Raw genomic sequence first — 16,601 nt, forward strand, 5'->3', positions numbered from 1 at the left:
TTCCATGGCTACCTCTGTCGACATCATCGACGTCAAGGGCCAGAAGGCGGGCTCGGTCGAGCTCCCCGCCGCGCTCTTCGACGTCCAGACCAACATCCCCCTCATCCACCAGGTCGTCGTGGCCCAGCTCGCCGCGGCGCGCCAGGGAACCCACAAGACGAAGAACCGCGGTGAGGTCTCCGGAGCCGGTCGCAAGCCGTTCAAGCAGAAGGGAACCGGTCGCGCTCGTCAGGGCTCGATCCGCGCCCCGCACATGACCGGTGGTGGCGTGGTCCACGGACCGACCCCCCGCAGCTACGCGCAGCGCACCCCCAAGAAGATGATCGCCGCGGCTCTGCTCGGTGCTCTCTCGGACCGCGCCCGCGGTGCCCGCATCCACGTGGTCGAGTCCCTCGCCCTCGGCGACACCCCCCGGACCAAGGACGTCCTCGTCCTGCTCGACGCCCTCTCGGTGTCGCGCAACGTCCTCGTGGTGCTCGAGCGCGACGACTACATCGCCGAGCTCTCGCTCCGCAACGTGCCGTTCGTGCACATCCTGCCGGCCGACCAGCTCAACGCGTACGACGTGCTCGTCTCCGACGACATCGTGTTCTCGAAGGGCGCGCTCGACGCGTTCATCGCGGCCAAGTCGGGCGTCGAGTCCAACAAGGAAGAGGTGAACGCATGAGCCAGTCCGCCGCGTTCAACAAGGACCCCCGCGACGTCATCATCTCCCCGGTGGTCTCGGAGAAGTCCTACGGCCTGATCGACGAGGGCAAGTACACCTTCGTGGTCGACCCGCGTTCGAACAAGACCGAGATCAAGCTCGCCATCGAGAAGATCTTCGGCGTCGAGGTCGCGTCGATCAACACGCTGAACCGCCAGGGCAAGACCCGCCGCACGAAGTTCGGCACCGGCAAGCGCAAGGACACCAAGCGCGCGATCGTCACGCTGAAGTCCGGCTCCATCGACATCTTCACGAGCGTCGGCTGAGCCGAAGAAGCGTAGAGGAAACAGACAATGGCTATTCGTAAGTACAAGCCCACGACCCCCGGTCGCCGCGGCTCCAGCGTTGCCGACTTCGCCGAGATCACCCGCTCGACGCCCGAGAAGTCGCTCCTGCGCCCGCTGTCCAAGACCGGTGGCCGCAACAACTCCGGCCGCATCACGACGCGTCACATCGGTGGTGGCCACAAGCGCCAGTACCGTCTGATCGACTTCCGTCGCAACGACAAGGACGGCGTCAACGCCAAGGTCGCTCACATCGAGTACGACCCCAACCGCACGGCGCGCATCGCGCTGCTCCACTTCGTGGACGGCACCAAGCGCTACATCCTGGCCCCGAACAAGCTCTCGCAGGGCGACGTCGTGGAGTCGGGCGCCGGCGCCGACATCAAGCCCGGCAACAACCTGCCGCTGCGCAACATCCCGACCGGTACGGTCATCCACGCCATCGAGATCAAGCCGGGAGGCGGCGCCAAGCTCGCCCGCTCGGCCGGCACCTCGGTCCGCCTCGTCGCCAAGGACGGCCCCTACGCGCAGCTCCGCCTGCCGTCGGGCGAGATCCGCAACGTCGACGCGCGCTGCCGCGCCACGATCGGCGAGGTCGGCAACGCCGAGCAGTCGAACATCAACTGGGGCAAGGCCGGCCGCATGCGCTGGAAGGGCGTCCGCCCGACCGTCCGCGGTGTCGCGATGAACCCGGTCGACCACCCGCACGGTGGTGGAGAGGGCAAGACCTCCGGTGGACGCCACCCGGTCAGCCCGTGGGGCCAGTCCGAGGGACGCACCCGTCGCCCCAACAAGGAGAGCGACAAGCTCATCGTTCGCCGCCGCACCGCCGGTAAGAAGCGCAAGTAGGAGTTGTAGAAGATGCCTCGCAGTCTCAAGAAGGGCCCCTTCGTTGACGACCACCTGCTCCGCAAGGTGTTCACGGCCAACGAAGCCGGCAACAAGAACGTCATCAAGACCTGGTCGCGCCGTTCGATGATCATCCCGGCGATGCTGGGTCACACCATCGCGGTCCACGACGGTCGCAAGCACATCCCCGTGTTCGTGACCGAGACCATGGTCGGCCACAAGCTCGGCGAGTTCGCCCCCACTCGGACCTTCCGCGGTCACGAGAAGGACGACAAGAAGGGCCGTCGCCGCTGACGCGGCGACGAGAAGGAGGAGAGAAATGGTGGAGTCGATCGCACGCGTGCGACACATCCGCGTCACCCCCCAGAAGGCTCGCCGTGTCGTGAACCTGATCCGCGGGAAGCAGGCTCAGGAGGCACTGGCCATCCTGAAGTTCGCGCCGCAGGGTGCGTCCGAGCCCGTCTACAAGCTCGTCGCCTCGGCGATGGCCAACGCTCGCGTCAAGGCCGATGCCTCGAACGAGTACCTCGACGACCAGGACCTGATCGTGTCCCGCGCCTTCGTCGATGAGGGAACCACCCTCAAGCGATTCCAGCCCCGTGCTCAGGGTCGTGCCTTCCGCATCAACAAGCGCACCAGCCACATCACCGTCGTGCTGGCCACTCCTGAGGAGGGGACCAAGTAATGGGTCAGAAAGTAAACCCCTACGGTTTCCGTCTGGGAATCACCACCGACCACGTGTCGCGCTGGTTCTCCGACAGCACCAAGAAGGGCCAGCGGTACAGCGACTACCTCGCCGAGGACGTCAAGATCCGCCGACTCCTCGCCACGCAGCTCGACCGTGCGGGCGTCGCCCGCATCGAGATCGAGCGCACCCGTGACCGCGTCCGCGTCGACATCCACACCGCCCGCCCGGGCATCGTGATCGGCCGCCGCGGCGCCGAGGCCGAGCGCATCCGCGCCGACCTCGAGAAGCTCACGGGCAAGCAGATCCAGCTGAACATCCTCGAGGTCAAGAACCCCGAGGCCGAGGCGCAGCTGGTCGCCCAGGGCATCGCCGAGCAGCTCTCCGCCCGCGTGGCCTTCCGCCGCGCGATGCGCAAGGGCCTGCAGGGTGCTCAGCGCGCCGGCGCCAAGGGCGTCCGCATCCAGGTCTCCGGCCGCCTCGGCGGCGCCGAGATGAGCCGCTCGGAGTTCTACCGCGAGGGACGCGTGCCGCTGCACACCCTCCGCGCGAACATCGACTACGGCTTCTACGAGGCGAAGACCACCTTCGGCCGCATCGGCGTGAAGGTCTGGATCTACAAGGGCGACATCACCAACAAGGAGCTCGCCCGCGAGCAGGCGAACAGCAAGTCGTCGCGCCCCGAGCGCAGCGACCGTCCGCGCCGTGCACCCCGCCAGCAGAGCGAGGCGCCCGTCGCAGCAGGAGTTGAGGCATAACCATGTTGATTCCGCGTCGAGTCAAGCACCGCAAGCAGCACCACCCGGGCCGGTCCGGCCAGGCCACCGGTGGCACCAAGGTGTCGTTCGGTGAGTTCGGCATCCAGGCCCTCACCCCCGCCTACGTGACCAACCGTCAGATCGAGTCCGCTCGTATCGCGATGACGCGTCACATCAAGCGCGGCGGAAAGGTGTGGATCAACATCTACCCCGACCGTCCGCTCACCAAGAAGCCCGCCGAGACCCGCATGGGTTCCGGTAAGGGCTCGCCGGAGTGGTGGGTCGCGAACGTCAAGCCGGGTCGCGTCCTCTTCGAGGTCGCCGGCGTCGACGAGCAGCTCGCTCGTGAGGCCATGACCCGTGCCATCCACAAGCTGCCCCTCAAGGCACGCATCATCAAGCGCGAGGAGGGAGACGCGTAATGGCGATCGGATCCAAGGAGCTCGCCCCCGCCGAGCTCGACACCTACGAGGACGAGCGTCTCGTCACCGAGCTGAAGAAGGCCAAGGAGGAGCTGTTCAACCTCCGCTTCCAGTCGGCCACCGGTCAGCTGGACACCAACGGCCGCCTGCGTGCCGTCAAGCGCGACATCGCCCGCATCTACACGGTCATCCGTGAGCGCGAGCTGGGCATCCGCGCCACCCCCGCACCCGTCGAGGCCCCGGCCAAGGCGGAGAAGAAGCCCAAGACCAAGAAGGCCGCCAAGGCCGAGGTCGAGGCGACCGAGTCGAACGAGGAGGCCAAGTAATGGCAACCGTCAATGACAGCGCCGGCCACGAGTCGGCCGCCCACGACGTGAAGGAGGCGGGCGCTCGCGGATACCGCAAGACCCGTCGCGGCTACGTCACCAGCGACAAGATGGACAAGACCATCGTCGTCGAGGTCGAGGACCGGGTGAAGCACCCGCTGTACGGCAAGGTCATCCGCCGTACGTCCAAGGTCAAGGTCCACGACGAGCTGAACTCCGCCGGCATCGGCGACTCCGTCGTCATCAGCGAGACCCGTCCCCTCAGCGCCACCAAGCGCTGGCGCCTGGTCGAGATCCTCGAGAAGGCCAAGTAGGCCGCGGCCTACTTGAGTTAGCAGGAGAGACACATGCTTCAGCAAGAATCCCGAGTCAAGGTCGCCGACAACACCGGCGCCAAGATGCTCCTCACCATCCGCGTCCTCGGAGGCTCCGGCCGCCGCTACGCGGGCCTCGGTGACATCATCGTCGCCACCGTCAAGGACGCGATCCCCGGTGGCAACGTGAAGAAGGGCGACGTGGTCAAGGCCGTCATCGTCCGCACCATCAAGCAGACCCGTCGCGCCGACGGCTCGTACATCAAGTTCGACGAGAACGCCGCCGTCATCCTCAAGAACGACGGGGACCCCCGTGGCACCCGCATCTTCGGACCGGTCGGTCGCGAGCTCCGCGACAAGAAGTTCATGAAGATCGTCTCGCTGGCACCGGAGGTTATCTAGTCATGGCCAAGATCAAGAAGGGTGACCTCGTCCAGGTCATCTCGGGCGCTACCCAGGCCCGCGGTGGAGACCGCGGCAAGCAGGGCAAGGTCCTCGAGGTGCTGGTCGAGCGCAACCGCGTCGTCGTCGAGGGCGTGAACTTCGTCAAGAAGCACGTCCGCGTCGGCCAGACGCAGCGCGGCTCGAAGGAGGGCGGCATCGAGACCGTCGAGGCCTCGATCCACATCTCCAACGTCGCGCTCGTCGACCCGAAGACCAAGAAGCCGACCCGGGTCGGCCACCGCAACGTGGCCGTCACCAAGGACGGCGTGACCAAGACCGTTCGCGTGCGCTACGCGAAGGCGTCGGGTGAGGAACTGTAATGACTGACACCACCGCAGTGGCTGCGAAGGTTCAGCCGCGGCTCAAGGCCAAGTACCAGGCCGACATCATCCCCGCTCTCAAGGAGCAGTTCGGCTTCGGCAACGTCCACCAGGTCCCCGGCCTGGTCAAGGTGGTCGTCAACACCGGTGTCGGTGAGGCCGCCCGCGACGGCAAGATCATCGACGGCGCGGTCAAGGACCTCACCGCCATCACCGGTCAGAAGCCGCAGGTCACCAAGGCCCGCAAGTCCATCGCGCAGTTCAAGCTGCGCGAGGGTCAGGCCATCGGCGCTCACGTCACCCTCCGGGGCGACCGCGCCTGGGAGTTCCTGGACCGCCTGCTCTCGGTGGCGCTGCCCCGCATCCGCGACTTCCGCGGGCTGTCGGACCGCCAGTTCGACGGCAACGGCAACTACACCTTCGGCATCACGGAGCAGTCGATCTTCCACGAGATCGACCAGGACCGCATCGACCGCGTCCGCGGCTTCGACGTGACCGTCGTGACCACCGCCAAGACCGACGACGAGGGTCGCGCGCTGCTCAAGCAGCTCGGCTTCCCGTTCAAGTCGTCGGACAACGCGTAAGCAGCAAGCCTCGAGGCCGGGGGACGGTGCGAACCGTCCTCCGGCCTCGTCGTGCGTCCGCCGCCGGACCGGTCCGTCCGGAGCCGGCGGCGGGCGCCACGCGGGATCCCCGGATCCCGTGCACGATCGGCCCTCGACCGCAGGACCTCGGCCATGTAGCATGGCTCGTTGGCCTGCGTTCGCGCGGCCGCATGGGCGTCGACGTCGTCGGCGCCGTCCCACACCACAGGTCGTCACTCTTGTAAAGGGTGCCGAAACCAGGCGAGAAAGGCACCATCAGCCATGACCATGACTGATCCGGTCGCAGATCTGCTGACCAGAATCCGTAACGCGAACTCCGCGCACCACGACTCCATCACCCTCCCGGGCTCGAAGCTCAAGGCGAACATCGCCGAGATCCTCAAGACCGAGGGCTACATCGCCGACTGGAAGGTCGAGGAGGCGCGCGTCGGCACGACGCTCTCCATCTCCCTCAAGTACGGCCCGAACCGCGAGCGCTCGATCGCCGGCATCAAGCGGGTCTCGAAGCCCGGACTCCGCGTGTACGCGAAGTCGGCCGAGATCCCCACCGTGCTCGGCGGCCTCGGCGTCGCCATCCTGTCCACCTCGAGCGGTCTCCTGACCGACCGCCAGGCCGAGAAGAAGGGCGTGGGTGGGGAAGTCCTCGCCTACGTGTGGTAACCCCTCATGTCGCGTATTGGAAGACTCCCCATCGAGATCCCGGCGGGCGTCGACGTCTCCGTCGCCGGATCCGCTGTGACCGTCAAGGGCCCCAAGGGCGAGCTGACCGTCTCGGTCGCCAGCCCCATCCAGGTGTCCGTCGAGAACGGCCAGGTGCTGGTCTCGCGTCCCGATGACGAGCGCGAGTCGCGCTCGCTCCACGGCCTCACCCGCACGCTCATCGCGAACGACATCATCGGTGTCACGCAGGGCTACTCCAAGGGCCTCGAGGTCGTCGGAACCGGTTACCGCGTGCTGGCGAAGGGCTCGGACATCGAGTTCGCGCTCGGCTTCTCGCACCCGGTCGTCGTCACCCCGCCCGCGGGCATCTCGTTCACGGTCGAGGGCAACAACAAGCTCACCGTGCACGGCATCTCGAAGCAGGCCGTCGGTGAGGTGGCCGCCAACATTCGTAAGATCCGCAAGCCCGAGCCCTACAAGGGCAAGGGCGTGCGCTACGCCGGCGAGGTCGTTCGCCGCAAGGCCGGAAAGAGCGGTAAGTGATCATGGGACTCGGAACCAGAGGAAAGAGCAAGTCCGCTGCGCGCGGTCGTCGTCACGACCGTCTGCGCAAGAAGGTCGTCGGATCCGCCGAGCGCCCCCGCCTCGTCGTCAACCGCTCGGCCCGCCACGTCTTCGTGCAGGTCGTCGACGACGCTCAGGGCCGCACCCTCGCGTCGGCGTCGACCCTCGAGGCCGACCTGCGCGTGTTCGACGGCGACAAGACCGCCAAGGCCCGCAAGGTCGGCGAGCTCGTCGCCGAGCGCGCCAAGAACGCCGGTGTCGAGGCGGTCGTCTTCGACCGCGGAGGCAACAAGTACGCCGGTCGCGTCGCCGCGATCGCCGATGGAGCACGAGAGGCAGGGCTCAACCTGTGAGCGCCGCAGAGAACAAGGAACCCGAGGTCGCCGCTGTGTCGGAGGCCCCCGTCGAGACCGCTGCGTCCACGCAGCCGCAGCAGGAGGCTCGTGAGCCCCGCCGCGGCGGCCGCGACCGCAACCAGGGTGGCCGCGATCGCGGTGGCCGTGACGCCGAGAAGAGCCAGTTCCTCGAGCGCGTCGTGACCATCAACCGCGTGTCGAAGGTCGTCAAGGGCGGCCGTCGCTTCAGCTTCACCGCGCTCGTGGTCGTCGGAGACGGCAACGGACTGGTGGGCGTCGGCTACGGCAAGGCCCGCGAGGTCCCGACCGCCATCTCCAAGGGCGTCGAGGAGGCGAAGAAGAACTTCTTCCGCGTCCCCCGCGTCGCCTCGACCATCCCGCACCCCGTCCAGGGTGAGGCCGCCGCCGGTGTGGTGCTCCTGCGCCCCGCCGCCGCGGGTACCGGTGTCATCGCCGGCGGTCCCGTCCGCGCCGTCCTCGAGTGCGCCGGCATCCACGACGTCCTGAGCAAGTCGCTCGGCTCGTCGAACACCATCAACATCGTCCACGCGACCGTCGAGGCTCTGAAGCAGCTCGAGGAGCCGCGCGCCGTCGCCGCTCGTCGTGGTCTCGACTTCGACCAGGTCGCGCCGGCACGTCTCGTCCGTGCCGAGGCCGACGCCCTCGCCGCCGCGTCCAACGCGAAGGCAGGTGCCTGATGGCCCAGCTCAAGGTGACCCAGATCAAGTCGAAGGTCAGCGAGAAGCAGTACCAGCGCGACACGCTGCGCTCGCTCGGCCTCAGGAAGATCGGTCAGAGCGTCGTCCGCGAGGACAACGCCCAGAACCGCGGATACGTGAAGACCGTCGCCCACCTGGTGAAGGTCGAGGAGATTGACTAATGGCTGAGACGAAGAAGGCCGCCGCCGCGGAGTCCACGACTCCCGCGCAGGCGACCACCACGAAGGGCGCGGCGGCGCCGGCGACCAAGGAGCACGTGCTCAAGGTCCACCACCTCCGCCCCGCTGCCGGAGCCAAGAAGGCCAAGACCCGCGTGGGTCGCGGTGAGGGCTCCAAGGGAAAGACCGCCGGTCGCGGCACCAAGGGCACCAAGGCCCGCTACCAGGTGCGAGTCGGCTTCGAGGGTGGGCAGATGCCGCTGCACATGCGCACCCCGAAGCTCCGCGGCTTCAAGAACCCGTTCCGGGTCGAGTACCAGGTCGTGAACCTGTCCGCTCTCGCGGAGCTCTACCCCCAGGGCGGCGACGTCACCATCGGCGACCTGGTCGCCAAGGGTGCTGTCCGCAAGAACGAGAAGGTCAAAGTCCTCGGGGACGGCGACATTGCGGTTAAGCTGAACGTCGCGGTCGACAAGGTCTCCAGCTCTGCCGAGCAGAAGATCGTCGCTGCGGGCGGATCCATCAAGTAGCACCAGCAGCTTGTCGGTCGAGCTTGCCACGCCGACTCCCTCCGGGAGCGCGTGGCAAGCTCGACCTGTATCCCGCACCACAGAATTGAGCAGGAGACCTTAGGTAGTGTTTGGCGCCGTTGCGCGGATCTTCCGCACCCCCGACCTCCGCCGCAAGATCGGCTTCACCCTCGCGATCGTGGCGATCTTCCGGCTGGGATCCTTCATCCCTGCTCCGTTCGTCGACTTCAGCGCCGTGCAGGCCTGTCTCGCCGGCAACCAGGGCACCTCGGGTCTCTACGAGCTCGTGAACCTCTTCAGCGGTGGAGCACTGCTCCAGCTGTCGATCTTCGCGCTCGGGATCATGCCGTACATCACGGCGTCGATCATCGTGCAGCTGCTGCGCGTGGTCATCCCTCACTTCGAGACCCTGTACAAGGAGGGGCAGTCCGGTCAGGGCAAGCTCACCCAGTACACGCGGTACCTCACCATCGCGCTCGGCGTCCTCCAGTCGACGACGCTGATCACCGTCGCCCGCTCGGGCGCCCTCTTCGGCAACTCCGGCGTCCCGGAGTGCTCGGCGCTCATCATCACCGACGAGTGGTACTCCATCCTCCTCATGGTCATCACCATGACCGCGGGCACCGGGATCATCATGTGGATGGGCGAGCTCATCACCGAGCGCGGCATCGGCAACGGCATGTCGCTGCTGATCTTCACCTCGATCGCCGCCCAGTTCCCCACCTCCCTGTGGTCGATCGCGCAGTCGCGCGGCTTCGAGACCTTCCTCCTCGTCCTCGGCGTGGGCCTCGTGCTCGTGGTCGCCGTGGTCTTCGTGGAGCAGTCGCAGCGGCGGATCCCCGTGCAGTACGCCAAGCGGATGGTCGGCCGCCGCACCTACGGCGGCAACAACACCTACATCCCGATCAAGGTCAACATGGCCGGCGTCGTGCCCGTCATCTTCGCCTCGTCGCTGCTGTACCTGCCCGCGCTCATCGCGCAGTTCAACCAGCCCGCCGCTGGCCAGGAGGCCCCGGTCTGGGTCACCTGGATCACGAACTACCTCACCAAGGGCGATCACCCGCTCTACATGGCGCTGTACTTCCTCCTGATCGTGGGCTTCACCTACTTCTACGTCGCGATCACCTTCAACCCGGACGAGGTCGCCGACAACATGAAGCGCTACGGCGGCTTCATCCCCGGCATCCGCGCCGGCCGCCCGACCGCCGAGTACCTCAACTACGTGCTCACCCGGGTGACGCTGCCCGGATCGGTCTACCTCGGCCTCATCGCGCTCGTGCCCCTCGTGGCCCTCGCGCTGGTCGGTGCGAACCAGAACTTCCCCTTCGGCGGCACGTCCATCCTGATCATCGTCGGAGTCGGCCTGGAGACGGTGAAGCAGATCGACTCCCAGCTGCAGCAGCGCCACTACGAAGGACTCCTCCGATGACGTCGCATCCGATCGGCTTCCGTCTCCTGCTGATCGGCCCTCCCGGCGCAGGCAAGGGGACCCAGGCCGCTCGGCTGAGCGACATCCTCCGGGTGCCCGCCATCTCCACCGGGGACATCTTCCGCGCGAACGTCGCCAACGAGACCGAGCTCGGTCTCCAGGCGAAGGCCTACCTCGACAACGGGCGCTACGTGCCGGACGAGCTGACCAACGCGATCGTGCACGACCGCCTCCAGGAGGCGGACGCGTCGACCGGGTTCCTGCTCGACGGCTATCCGCGCACCACGGAGCAGGTCGACGAGCTCGACCGCATCCTCGCCGCGGACGACAACCGGCTCGACGCGGTCGTCCAGCTGACGGCCGATCCCGACGAGGTCGTCGGCCGCCTTCTCAAGCGCTCGCTCGAGCAGGGGCGCAGCGACGACACCGAGGACGTCATCCGGCGCCGACTCGCGCTCTACGAGGAGCAGACCGCTCCGCTCATCGACGTCTACGCGGCCCGCGGGCTCGTGGTCGTGGTCGACGGCCTCGGGCCGGTCGACGAGGTGACCGAGCGGATCGTCGTCGCCCTCGAGGGCCACCGCGTGGGCCGCCTCGACACGCCGGCCGCCTGAGCCGTGGCGTTCCGCTCCTCGCTCTACAAGACGCCCGCGCAGCTGCGGTCGATGCTCGCTCCGGGACTCGCCACGGCCGCCTCGCTCGATGCGGTCCGCACCGCGATCCGCCCGGGCGTCACGACGCTCGAGCTCGACGCGATCGCCGAGGCGGCGATCGTCGCGCTCGGCGGCCACTCGAACTTCCAGCTCGTCCCGGGCTACCGGCACACGATCTGCGCCTCGGTCAACGACGAGGTGGTCCACGGCATCCCCGGCGGGCGCGTGCTCGAGCCGGGCGACCTGGTCTCCATCGACAGCGGCGCCGAGATCGACGGCTGGAACGGCGACTCCGCGATGACGGTGGTCCTGCCCGATCCCTCCCGCCCGGAGGAGGTCGCGGCACGCGCCGAGCTCTCGCGGGTGACGGAGGGATCCCTCTGGCGGGGGATCGCCGCTCTCGCCTCCGCCCGTCACCTCAACGAGGTCGGCGCGGCGATCGAGGAGTACATCGAGGACGAGGCCGAGCGCTCGGGCCGCGTCTACGGCATCCTCACCGACTACATCGGCCACGGCATCGGGCGCACCATGCACGAGGCTCCGCCGGTCTTCAACTACCGGGTGCGCCAGCGCGGCCCCGAGGTGAAGCCGGGACTCGTCGTCGCGATCGAGCCGATGGTCACCGCGGGCAGCGCCGAGACCTTCGTCCGCGAGGACGAGTGGACGGTCGCGACCGAGGACAGCAGCATGGCCGCCCACTGGGAGCACTCCGTCGCCGTTCACCACGACGGCATCTGGGTCACCACGCTCGCCGACGGCGGCGCGGCCGGCCTCGCCCCCTACGGGATCGTGCCGACGCCCTTCGCCTAGAGGCCCCAACGCGGAGCTCCTCCGATCCGGTGCGGAGGAGGCTCCTCGTGGCCTCTCGCGCCCGGCGGGGGTCCGTCGGGCGCCCACGAAGCGCGGGAGCGGGAGGACGACAGCGCCTTCCGGCTCCACCCGGAGTGCGGGTGTCGGCTAGCTGTCGATCACCCGCACCAGCTCCTCGATGAAGCCGCCGAAGTCCGTGGAGCGCCGGATGAGGCGCTGCACCTCCGCCCGGTCGGCGAACACCTCGACGAACTGGTCGAACACCGACTGGAAGGTGCTGCGGCCGGCCGAGGCGAACGCGATCATCGCGATCACGTTCACCCGCTGCTCGCCCCACTCCATCGCGGTGTCGTTCACGACGATCGCGATGGAGGTGCGGCGGGCGCTCATCGCCATCGCGTGCGGGACCGCGAGGTTGTCGGTGAACGCCGTGGAGCTCATCCGCTCGCGCTCGATGGCGCCGTCGACGTAGTCCTCGTCGATGATGCCGCCGGCGATCATCCGCTCGCCCAGCATCCGGATCATCGCCGCCTCGTCGCGCGCGTGCACGTTGCGGAAGAACAGCTCCTCGTCGAAGAACTGCAGCAGCTCGTCCTTGATCTGCGCGCGGCGGCGGTGCCGGCGGACGCGGGCGATGGCGCGGCGCACCGTCTCGACGTCGTGGTCGGTGAGGAACGGCTGCACCACCACGACGTCGTCGGACGCGGGGCGCTCGTCGATCGTGGTGATCACGAGGTCGGCGGTGAGCCGGTCCCAGTCGACGTCGCTCCGCGTGATCAGCGAGCGCACCTCCACCTCGGTGCCGAGGGAGCGCTCGACGCGCAGGCGCAGCATGTGAGCGAGGTCGTAGTAGTTGGGGCAGACGATCACGCAGGACAGACGCTCCTCCCGCCGGGACACCCGCTCGAGGAAGGAGCCGACGTGGAGGGCGATGTAGGCGATCTCGTCCTCGTTGACCACGATGCCTCGCCGGCGCTGCAGCCCGCTCGCCAGGAACACCGCGATCTCGTAGGTCATCGGGTAGCTGGTCTTGATCGAGCGGGTGAGCGGGTTGCGGGAGTAGCCGCCCTCGGCGGCCCGGGCGATCAGGTTGCGCACGTGCAGGGCGAGGCGGACGATGAAGCCCTCGTCGTCGAGGTCGACCAGGTACTCGCGGTTGACGTCGGCGACGAGCTCGCGGACGACGGCGAGGTCCTCCGGGTCGAGGTAGTTCTCGACCACGGCGGCGACCGGCTCGTTCTGCCCGGGCGTCGCCACCCGCGTCGTCATCAGGATCGCGAGCTGGGCGAGCTCGGCGTCGGTCAGGCGCGTCGCGAAGTGCCGTTCCACCAGCTCCGCCAGCAGGGCCGCGAGCTCGCCGTGGATCGCGGGGGAGGGGCGGGAGCCGGACGGGTCCCCGATGCCCCGGGCGACGCGGTCGACGGCGATCGCGATGTGGAGGAGGACGCTGTTCACGCCGTAGTCGTTGATGTAGTAGCCGCGGGTCTCGAGCTCGGCCAGCAGCTCGGTCTTGAAGGCGCCGAGGCCGGGGGAGGCGAACTCGCGCTGGACGTCGTCGAGCGTGAAGACGCCCTGCGCGCTCTCGTCGCGGAACATTCTGGAGATCAGGCGGCGGCGGGCCTCCTCGCTGCCCTCGAGGCGCACCGACGGGCCGCGCCGGACCAGCCCGAGGCCGGCCTCGTCGGCGAGGGCCTTCACCCGGCGCAGATCGGCGTCGACGGTCGACTCGCTCACCGACAGCGCGTCGGCGAGAGCGAAGACGTCCAGGCCCTCGTCGGAGTCGACCAGGCGGCGGACGATGCTGTACAGCCGGTCGCGCGGGGTGTCGGGCTCGATGTCGCGGCTGCGCTGCGCCTCCAGGTACGCCGCGTACGCCTCGCGCGCGAGCCGGTAGCCGTTCGCGGAGGACTCGACCGGCTCCAGCGGGGCGGCCTGCGCCTTCACCGCGGTGACGTAGCTCCGGACGCTGCGGGTGGTGACTCCGAGCCTGTCGGCGAGCTCGTGCGCCGTCACCCAGCCGTCGGCGCGGGAGAGGTACTCCAGCAGTCGTTCGCGGTTGTCAGGCATCAGGCTCCAGGCGTGCGGTCGGGGCGGGCGCCGGGAGCGCCACGACCCTGCCGCGGGCCCGCAGGACGCGGGCGGCGAGTCGTACGTCCCGTCAGTCAATCACCCCGGCGACGCGCCCGGGAGCCCCCGCGCCGCGGGCGAAAGGGGCCGTCTTCCGCCCCCGCGGAAGATTGTCTGCTGGAGGGTGCCGCCCCTCCGAGGGGATGCTTGGATGAATCACGACCCGGACGCGAGGAGGCGAACGAGGTGCGGAAGATCCTGATCGTCTGCGGTGCAGGCGCGTCGAGCACGTTCCTGGCCCACCGGCTGCGAGCGGGCGCGAAGGAGCGCGGCATGGATGCCGTGTTCCGCTCCGAGACCCTCACCGGTCTCGACCACTCCCTCCCCGAGGCCGACGTCCTCCTCGTGGGGCCGCACCTCGAGTCGCAGTTCGACGGACTCCGCCACCGTGCGGAGCTCGTGGGAGCCGCGGCCGCCCTCCTTTCGCCCGATGTCTTCGGAGCGCACGGTGCCGATGCCGTGCTCGAGACCCTGCCCGTCCTCTTCGCCGCTCGCGCGGTCGTCGCAGGCGCGGACGGGGACTCCTCCACCCGCCCGGTCCGTCCGGGCGAGCCCGACTCCGGGCACCACTGATGCAGTCGCGACTGCAGGATCAAGGAGAAACGTTCATGGTCGAGCGCACCGTGCAGGTTGCATCGTCGAAGGGCCTCCACGCCCGCCCCGCCTCGCTCTTCAGCCAGGCCGCGGCGAAGTCGGGTCAGAAGGTCCTCGTCGCCAAGGGCGACGCGACCCCGGTCAACGCCGCGTCGATCCTCGGGATCATCTCGCTCGGCATCGAGCACGGCGACGAGCTCACCGTCAGCGTCGAGGGCGACAACGAGCAGGCCGTGCTCGAGGAGCTCGCGACCTTCCTCACCACCGACCACGACGCGTGACGCCTAGCGTCACGCGAGGCGGCCGGCCCCGGCGCGCACGGCGCCGGTAGCCGCGGCAGCCCCTGGAGCGTGACGGCGACCCTCACCGGGTCGCATCAGGCGCCTGCGGGACCCGGCCCCGCCCTCTCCCGGCCCCACGCCGCCGCCCCGCTCTCTCCCGGCCCCCCGCATCCTCTTCTCCCGCCCGCACTCCGCACGACAGGAACGAGCACCCATGACGCTGTCCACTCCTCAGACCGCCTACGCCTCCGCCAAGCTCCAGGGCACCGGAGTGGGACGCGGGCTCGCCCTCGGGCCGGTCCTGCGCATGCCGGAGCCGCTGCCCGAGCCCGAGGACACCGCCAGCACCCGCAGCATCGCTCAGGAGGAGGAGCGCGCCGTCTCGTCGCTCTCCGCCACCGCCGCGACGATCCGCCACCGAGGCGAGCGGGCCGGCGGCTCGGCGAAGGACGTCCTCGACGCCCAGGCCCTGATGGCCGAGGACCCGTCCCTCGCGGACGACGTCAAGGCGCGGATCGCCGGGGGCAAGACCGCGGAGCGCGCCGTGCACGAGGCCTTCGCCGGCTTCCGCGACCTGCTCGTGGCGATGGGCGGCTACATGGCCGAGCGCGCGACCGACCTCGACGACGTCTCGCAGCGCGTCGTGGCGCACCTCCGCGGCGTCGCCGCTCCCGGCGTCCCCGAGTCGGACGAGCCGTTCGTGCTCGTCGCCCGCGACCTCGCTCCGGCCGACACGGCGCTGCTCGACCTCGAGAAGGTCCTCGGCCTGATCACCAGCGACGGAGGACCGACCTCGCACACGGCGATCCTCGCCCGGGAGAAGTCGATCACCGCCATCGTCGGCACCACCGGCGCCCTCGACCTGCGGGACGGCCAGCTCGTCATCCTCGACGCCACCTCCGGCGTCGTGACGGTGAACCCCTCGGACGCCGAGATCGGCGCCGCGAAGTCCTCGATCGCCGAGCGCGCCGAGATGCTCGCCGCACCGGTCGTCCCCGGCGCGCTGGCCGACGGCCACGCCGTGCCGCTGCTCGCGAACCTCGGCTCGGCAGACGGCGCTGCGAACGCGGTCGAGCTCGGCGCCGAGGGAGTGGGGCTGTTCCGCACCGAGTTCCTCTTCCTCGACGCGAAGGAGGCGCCCTCGGTCGCCGAGCAGGCGGAGCAGTACACGCGCCTGCTCGCCGCGTTCCCGGGCCGCAAGGTCGTCGTCCGCGCGCTCGACGCCGGCGCCGACAAGCCGCTGAGCTTCCTCAACGACGACCACGAGGAGAATCCGGCCCTCGGTCTCCGCGGACTGCGCGCCCTCCGCGCCAGCGAGCAGATCCTCCGCGACCAGCTCACCGCCCTCGCCCAGGCCGATGCCGCGACCGACGCCGACCTCTGGGTCATGGCGCCGATGGTCGCGACCGTGGACGAGACCCGCTACTTCACCTCGATGGCGCGGGAGCTCGGCATCCGCACCGCCGGAGTGATGGTGGAGGTCCCCTCCTCCGCCCTGCTTGCCGACCGCATCCTCGGAGTCGCGGACTTCGCCTCGATCGGCACCAACGACCTGACCCAGTACACGCTCGCCGCCGACCGCATGCTCGGCACGGTCTCGGCGTTCCAGGACCCGTGGCACCCGGCCGTGCTCCGCCTCGTCGGCGAGGTCGGCCGCGCGGGAGCGGCGCTGGGCAAGCCCGTCGGGATCTGCGGAGAAGCCGCCGCCGACCCGCTGCTCGCCGTGGTCCTCGTCGGACTCGGCGCCACCACCCTCTCGATGTCGCCGTCGGCTCTCGCCGACGTCCGCGCCGAGCTGGCCGAGCACACCCTCGACGACGCCAAGCGGTACGCGGAGCTCGCTCTCGCCGCCGACAGCGCCGCCGACGCCCGCTCCGCGGTCACCGAGGCGATCGCCGCCTCCTGATCCCGGATCACCAGCCCCACCCCCCCTGCACCACCCCGCCACTCGGGAGCCGGGACGCCTCAGGAGCGTCCCGGCTCCCGAGTGGCGGGGTGGTGCAGGGG

The 16,601-nt window shown here is 69.2% G+C and carries 25 protein-coding genes; 24 read left to right on the plus strand and 1 reads right to left on the minus strand.

Annotated elements, in window-relative coordinates; all coding sequences use genetic code 11:
* Positions 1 to 4: 4 nt before the first annotated feature.
* The 21 genes from rplD to map all read left to right on the plus strand — a co-directional run bounded on the left by rplD (position 5) and on the right by map (position 11,592).
* Positions 5 to 667 carry a 50S ribosomal protein L4 gene (gene rplD / locus C5D50_RS07945; RefSeq protein WP_104224565.1) on the plus strand — a complete coding sequence of 221 codons (663 nt, stop codon included), beginning with the start codon at positions 5 to 7 and terminating at the stop codon, positions 665 to 667.
* Positions 664 to 972 carry a 50S ribosomal protein L23 gene (rplW, locus tag C5D50_RS07950; protein ID WP_068209445.1) on the plus strand — a complete coding sequence of 103 codons (309 nt, stop codon included), beginning with the start codon at positions 664 to 666 and terminating at the stop codon, positions 970 to 972. The genes rplD and rplW overlap by 4 nt, the downstream gene beginning before the upstream one ends.
* Before the next feature lie 27 nt (positions 973 to 999).
* The gene (rplB, locus tag C5D50_RS07955) at positions 1,000 to 1,839 is read left to right on the plus strand and encodes a 50S ribosomal protein L2 (protein WP_068251462.1); all 840 of its coding nucleotides are present in this window, start codon (positions 1,000 to 1,002) and stop codon (positions 1,837 to 1,839) included.
* A 12-nt stretch (positions 1,840 to 1,851) separates the two neighbouring features.
* On the plus strand, positions 1,852 to 2,133 hold the full coding sequence (rpsS, locus tag C5D50_RS07960; RefSeq protein ID WP_055787078.1) for a 30S ribosomal protein S19: 282 nt from the start codon (positions 1,852 to 1,854) through the stop codon (positions 2,131 to 2,133).
* A 25-nt stretch (positions 2,134 to 2,158) separates the two neighbouring features.
* Complete coding sequence (rplV, locus tag C5D50_RS07965) at positions 2,159 to 2,524, plus strand: 50S ribosomal protein L22 (protein WP_077221988.1); 366 nt, start codon at positions 2,159 to 2,161, stop codon at positions 2,522 to 2,524.
* Positions 2,524 to 3,282 (plus strand): 30S ribosomal protein S3, encoded by a 759-nt coding sequence (gene rpsC / locus C5D50_RS07970; RefSeq protein ID WP_068209439.1) that lies wholly within the window; start codon positions 2,524 to 2,526, stop codon positions 3,280 to 3,282. Before rplV ends, rpsC begins: the two co-directional genes overlap by 1 nt.
* Before the next feature lie 2 nt (positions 3,283 to 3,284).
* Positions 3,285 to 3,704, plus strand: coding sequence for a 50S ribosomal protein L16 (gene rplP / locus C5D50_RS07975; RefSeq protein WP_068209436.1), 420 nt, complete (start codon positions 3,285 to 3,287; stop codon positions 3,702 to 3,704).
* Positions 3,704 to 4,030 (plus strand): 50S ribosomal protein L29, encoded by a 327-nt coding sequence (gene rpmC / locus C5D50_RS07980; RefSeq protein WP_104224564.1) that lies wholly within the window; start codon positions 3,704 to 3,706, stop codon positions 4,028 to 4,030. The genes rplP and rpmC overlap by 1 nt, the downstream gene beginning before the upstream one ends.
* The gene (gene rpsQ / locus C5D50_RS07985; protein WP_104224563.1) at positions 4,030 to 4,344 is read left to right on the plus strand and encodes a 30S ribosomal protein S17; all 315 of its coding nucleotides are present in this window, start codon (positions 4,030 to 4,032) and stop codon (positions 4,342 to 4,344) included. Before rpmC ends, rpsQ begins: the two co-directional genes overlap by 1 nt.
* Before the next feature lie 33 nt (positions 4,345 to 4,377).
* The gene (rplN, locus tag C5D50_RS07990) at positions 4,378 to 4,746 is read left to right on the plus strand and encodes a 50S ribosomal protein L14 (RefSeq protein ID WP_104224562.1); all 369 of its coding nucleotides are present in this window, start codon (positions 4,378 to 4,380) and stop codon (positions 4,744 to 4,746) included.
* Between the two features lie 2 nt (positions 4,747 to 4,748).
* The gene (rplX, locus tag C5D50_RS07995; protein ID WP_104224561.1) at positions 4,749 to 5,108 is read left to right on the plus strand and encodes a 50S ribosomal protein L24; all 360 of its coding nucleotides are present in this window, start codon (positions 4,749 to 4,751) and stop codon (positions 5,106 to 5,108) included.
* Entirely contained in the window at positions 5,108 to 5,692 is a 585-nt protein-coding gene (rplE, locus tag C5D50_RS08000) for a 50S ribosomal protein L5 (RefSeq protein ID WP_068209425.1), read from the plus strand. Before rplX ends, rplE begins: the two co-directional genes overlap by 1 nt.
* Positions 5,693 to 5,974: 282 nt before the next feature.
* Complete coding sequence (gene rpsH, locus C5D50_RS08005) at positions 5,975 to 6,373, plus strand: 30S ribosomal protein S8 (protein WP_068209423.1); 399 nt, start codon at positions 5,975 to 5,977, stop codon at positions 6,371 to 6,373.
* Positions 6,374 to 6,379: 6 nt separating this feature from the next.
* Positions 6,380 to 6,916, plus strand: coding sequence for a 50S ribosomal protein L6 (gene rplF, locus C5D50_RS08010; RefSeq protein ID WP_104224560.1), 537 nt, complete (start codon positions 6,380 to 6,382; stop codon positions 6,914 to 6,916).
* Positions 6,917 to 6,918: 2 nt separating this feature from the next.
* Entirely contained in the window at positions 6,919 to 7,290 is a 372-nt protein-coding gene (gene rplR, locus C5D50_RS08015; protein ID WP_056037296.1) for a 50S ribosomal protein L18, read from the plus strand.
* Complete coding sequence (gene rpsE, locus C5D50_RS08020) at positions 7,287 to 7,991, plus strand: 30S ribosomal protein S5 (RefSeq protein ID WP_104224559.1); 705 nt, start codon at positions 7,287 to 7,289, stop codon at positions 7,989 to 7,991. The genes rplR and rpsE overlap by 4 nt, the downstream gene beginning before the upstream one ends.
* The gene (gene rpmD / locus C5D50_RS08025; RefSeq protein ID WP_181024623.1) at positions 7,991 to 8,173 is read left to right on the plus strand and encodes a 50S ribosomal protein L30; all 183 of its coding nucleotides are present in this window, start codon (positions 7,991 to 7,993) and stop codon (positions 8,171 to 8,173) included. The genes rpsE and rpmD overlap by 1 nt, the downstream gene beginning before the upstream one ends.
* On the plus strand, positions 8,173 to 8,700 hold the full coding sequence (gene rplO, locus C5D50_RS08030; RefSeq protein WP_104226755.1) for a 50S ribosomal protein L15: 528 nt from the start codon (positions 8,173 to 8,175) through the stop codon (positions 8,698 to 8,700). The genes rpmD and rplO overlap by 1 nt, the downstream gene beginning before the upstream one ends.
* Before the next feature lie 106 nt (positions 8,701 to 8,806).
* Positions 8,807 to 10,129, plus strand: coding sequence for a preprotein translocase subunit SecY (gene secY, locus C5D50_RS08035; RefSeq protein WP_104224557.1), 1,323 nt, complete (start codon positions 8,807 to 8,809; stop codon positions 10,127 to 10,129).
* Complete coding sequence (locus C5D50_RS08040; protein ID WP_181028829.1) at positions 10,126 to 10,743, plus strand: adenylate kinase; 618 nt, start codon at positions 10,126 to 10,128, stop codon at positions 10,741 to 10,743. The genes secY and C5D50_RS08040 overlap by 4 nt, the downstream gene beginning before the upstream one ends.
* A gap of 3 nt (positions 10,744 to 10,746) precedes the next feature.
* Positions 10,747 to 11,592 carry a type I methionyl aminopeptidase gene (gene map, locus C5D50_RS08045; protein WP_104288984.1) on the plus strand — a complete coding sequence of 282 codons (846 nt, stop codon included), beginning with the start codon at positions 10,747 to 10,749 and terminating at the stop codon, positions 11,590 to 11,592.
* A gap of 147 nt (positions 11,593 to 11,739) precedes the next feature.
* Here the strand turns inward: map and C5D50_RS08050 are convergent, their stop codons facing one another.
* Entirely contained in the window at positions 11,740 to 13,659 is a 1,920-nt protein-coding gene (locus C5D50_RS08050) for a BglG family transcription antiterminator (protein ID WP_104274340.1), read from the minus strand.
* Between the two features lie 207 nt (positions 13,660 to 13,866).
* Between C5D50_RS08050 and C5D50_RS08055 the strand changes: the two genes are divergently transcribed.
* The 3 genes from C5D50_RS08055 to ptsP all read left to right on the plus strand — a co-directional run bounded on the left by C5D50_RS08055 (position 13,867) and on the right by ptsP (position 16,500).
* A complete protein-coding gene (locus tag C5D50_RS08055) occupies positions 13,867 to 14,292 on the plus strand; it encodes a PTS sugar transporter subunit IIB (protein WP_181137323.1) in 426 nt (141 codons plus the stop codon).
* Between the two features lie 35 nt (positions 14,293 to 14,327).
* On the plus strand, positions 14,328 to 14,594 hold the full coding sequence (locus C5D50_RS08060; RefSeq protein WP_104224553.1) for an HPr family phosphocarrier protein: 267 nt from the start codon (positions 14,328 to 14,330) through the stop codon (positions 14,592 to 14,594).
* 307 nt (positions 14,595 to 14,901) lie between these two features.
* A complete protein-coding gene (gene ptsP / locus C5D50_RS08065) occupies positions 14,902 to 16,500 on the plus strand; it encodes a phosphoenolpyruvate--protein phosphotransferase (RefSeq protein ID WP_244230703.1) in 1,599 nt (532 codons plus the stop codon).
* Positions 16,501 to 16,601: the final 101 nt, after the last annotated feature.

The sequence above is a fragment of the Rathayibacter sp. RFBD1 genome, assembly GCF_002932915.1.
Lineage (GTDB): Bacteria > Actinomycetota > Actinomycetes > Actinomycetales > Microbacteriaceae > Rathayibacter.

Bases quoted from the DNA above. Each gene is read 5' to 3' on its own strand.
- rplD (WP_104224565.1), top strand. From the start codon at position 5: ATGGCTACCTCTGTCGACATCATCGACGTCAAGGGCCAGAAGGCGGGC.
- rplW (WP_068209445.1), top strand. From the start codon at position 664: ATGAGCCAGTCCGCCGCGTTCAACAAGGACCCCCGCGACGTCATCATC.
- rplB (WP_068251462.1), top strand. From the start codon at position 1,000: ATGGCTATTCGTAAGTACAAGCCCACGACCCCCGGTCGCCGCGGCTCC.
- rpsS (WP_055787078.1), top strand. From the start codon at position 1,852: ATGCCTCGCAGTCTCAAGAAGGGCCCCTTCGTTGACGACCACCTGCTC.
- rplV (WP_077221988.1), top strand. From the start codon at position 2,159: ATGGTGGAGTCGATCGCACGCGTGCGACACATCCGCGTCACCCCCCAG.
- rpsC (WP_068209439.1), top strand. From the start codon at position 2,524: ATGGGTCAGAAAGTAAACCCCTACGGTTTCCGTCTGGGAATCACCACC.
- rplP (WP_068209436.1), top strand. From the start codon at position 3,285: ATGTTGATTCCGCGTCGAGTCAAGCACCGCAAGCAGCACCACCCGGGC.
- rpmC (WP_104224564.1), top strand. From the start codon at position 3,704: ATGGCGATCGGATCCAAGGAGCTCGCCCCCGCCGAGCTCGACACCTAC.
- rpsQ (WP_104224563.1), top strand. From the start codon at position 4,030: ATGGCAACCGTCAATGACAGCGCCGGCCACGAGTCGGCCGCCCACGAC.
- rplN (WP_104224562.1), top strand. From the start codon at position 4,378: ATGCTTCAGCAAGAATCCCGAGTCAAGGTCGCCGACAACACCGGCGCC.
- rplX (WP_104224561.1), top strand. From the start codon at position 4,749: ATGGCCAAGATCAAGAAGGGTGACCTCGTCCAGGTCATCTCGGGCGCT.
- rplE (WP_068209425.1), top strand. From the start codon at position 5,108: ATGACTGACACCACCGCAGTGGCTGCGAAGGTTCAGCCGCGGCTCAAG.
- rpsH (WP_068209423.1), top strand. From the start codon at position 5,975: ATGACCATGACTGATCCGGTCGCAGATCTGCTGACCAGAATCCGTAAC.
- rplF (WP_104224560.1), top strand. From the start codon at position 6,380: ATGTCGCGTATTGGAAGACTCCCCATCGAGATCCCGGCGGGCGTCGAC.
- rplR (WP_056037296.1), top strand. From the start codon at position 6,919: ATGGGACTCGGAACCAGAGGAAAGAGCAAGTCCGCTGCGCGCGGTCGT.
- rpmD (WP_181024623.1), top strand. From the start codon at position 7,991: ATGGCCCAGCTCAAGGTGACCCAGATCAAGTCGAAGGTCAGCGAGAAG.
- rplO (WP_104226755.1), top strand. From the start codon at position 8,173: ATGGCTGAGACGAAGAAGGCCGCCGCCGCGGAGTCCACGACTCCCGCG.
- C5D50_RS08040 (WP_181028829.1), top strand. From the start codon at position 10,126: ATGACGTCGCATCCGATCGGCTTCCGTCTCCTGCTGATCGGCCCTCCC.
- C5D50_RS08050 (WP_104274340.1), bottom strand. From the start codon at position 13,659: ATGCCTGACAACCGCGAACGACTGCTGGAGTACCTCTCCCGCGCCGAC.
- C5D50_RS08060 (WP_104224553.1), top strand. From the start codon at position 14,328: ATGGTCGAGCGCACCGTGCAGGTTGCATCGTCGAAGGGCCTCCACGCC.
- ptsP (WP_244230703.1), top strand. From the start codon at position 14,902: ATGCCGGAGCCGCTGCCCGAGCCCGAGGACACCGCCAGCACCCGCAGC.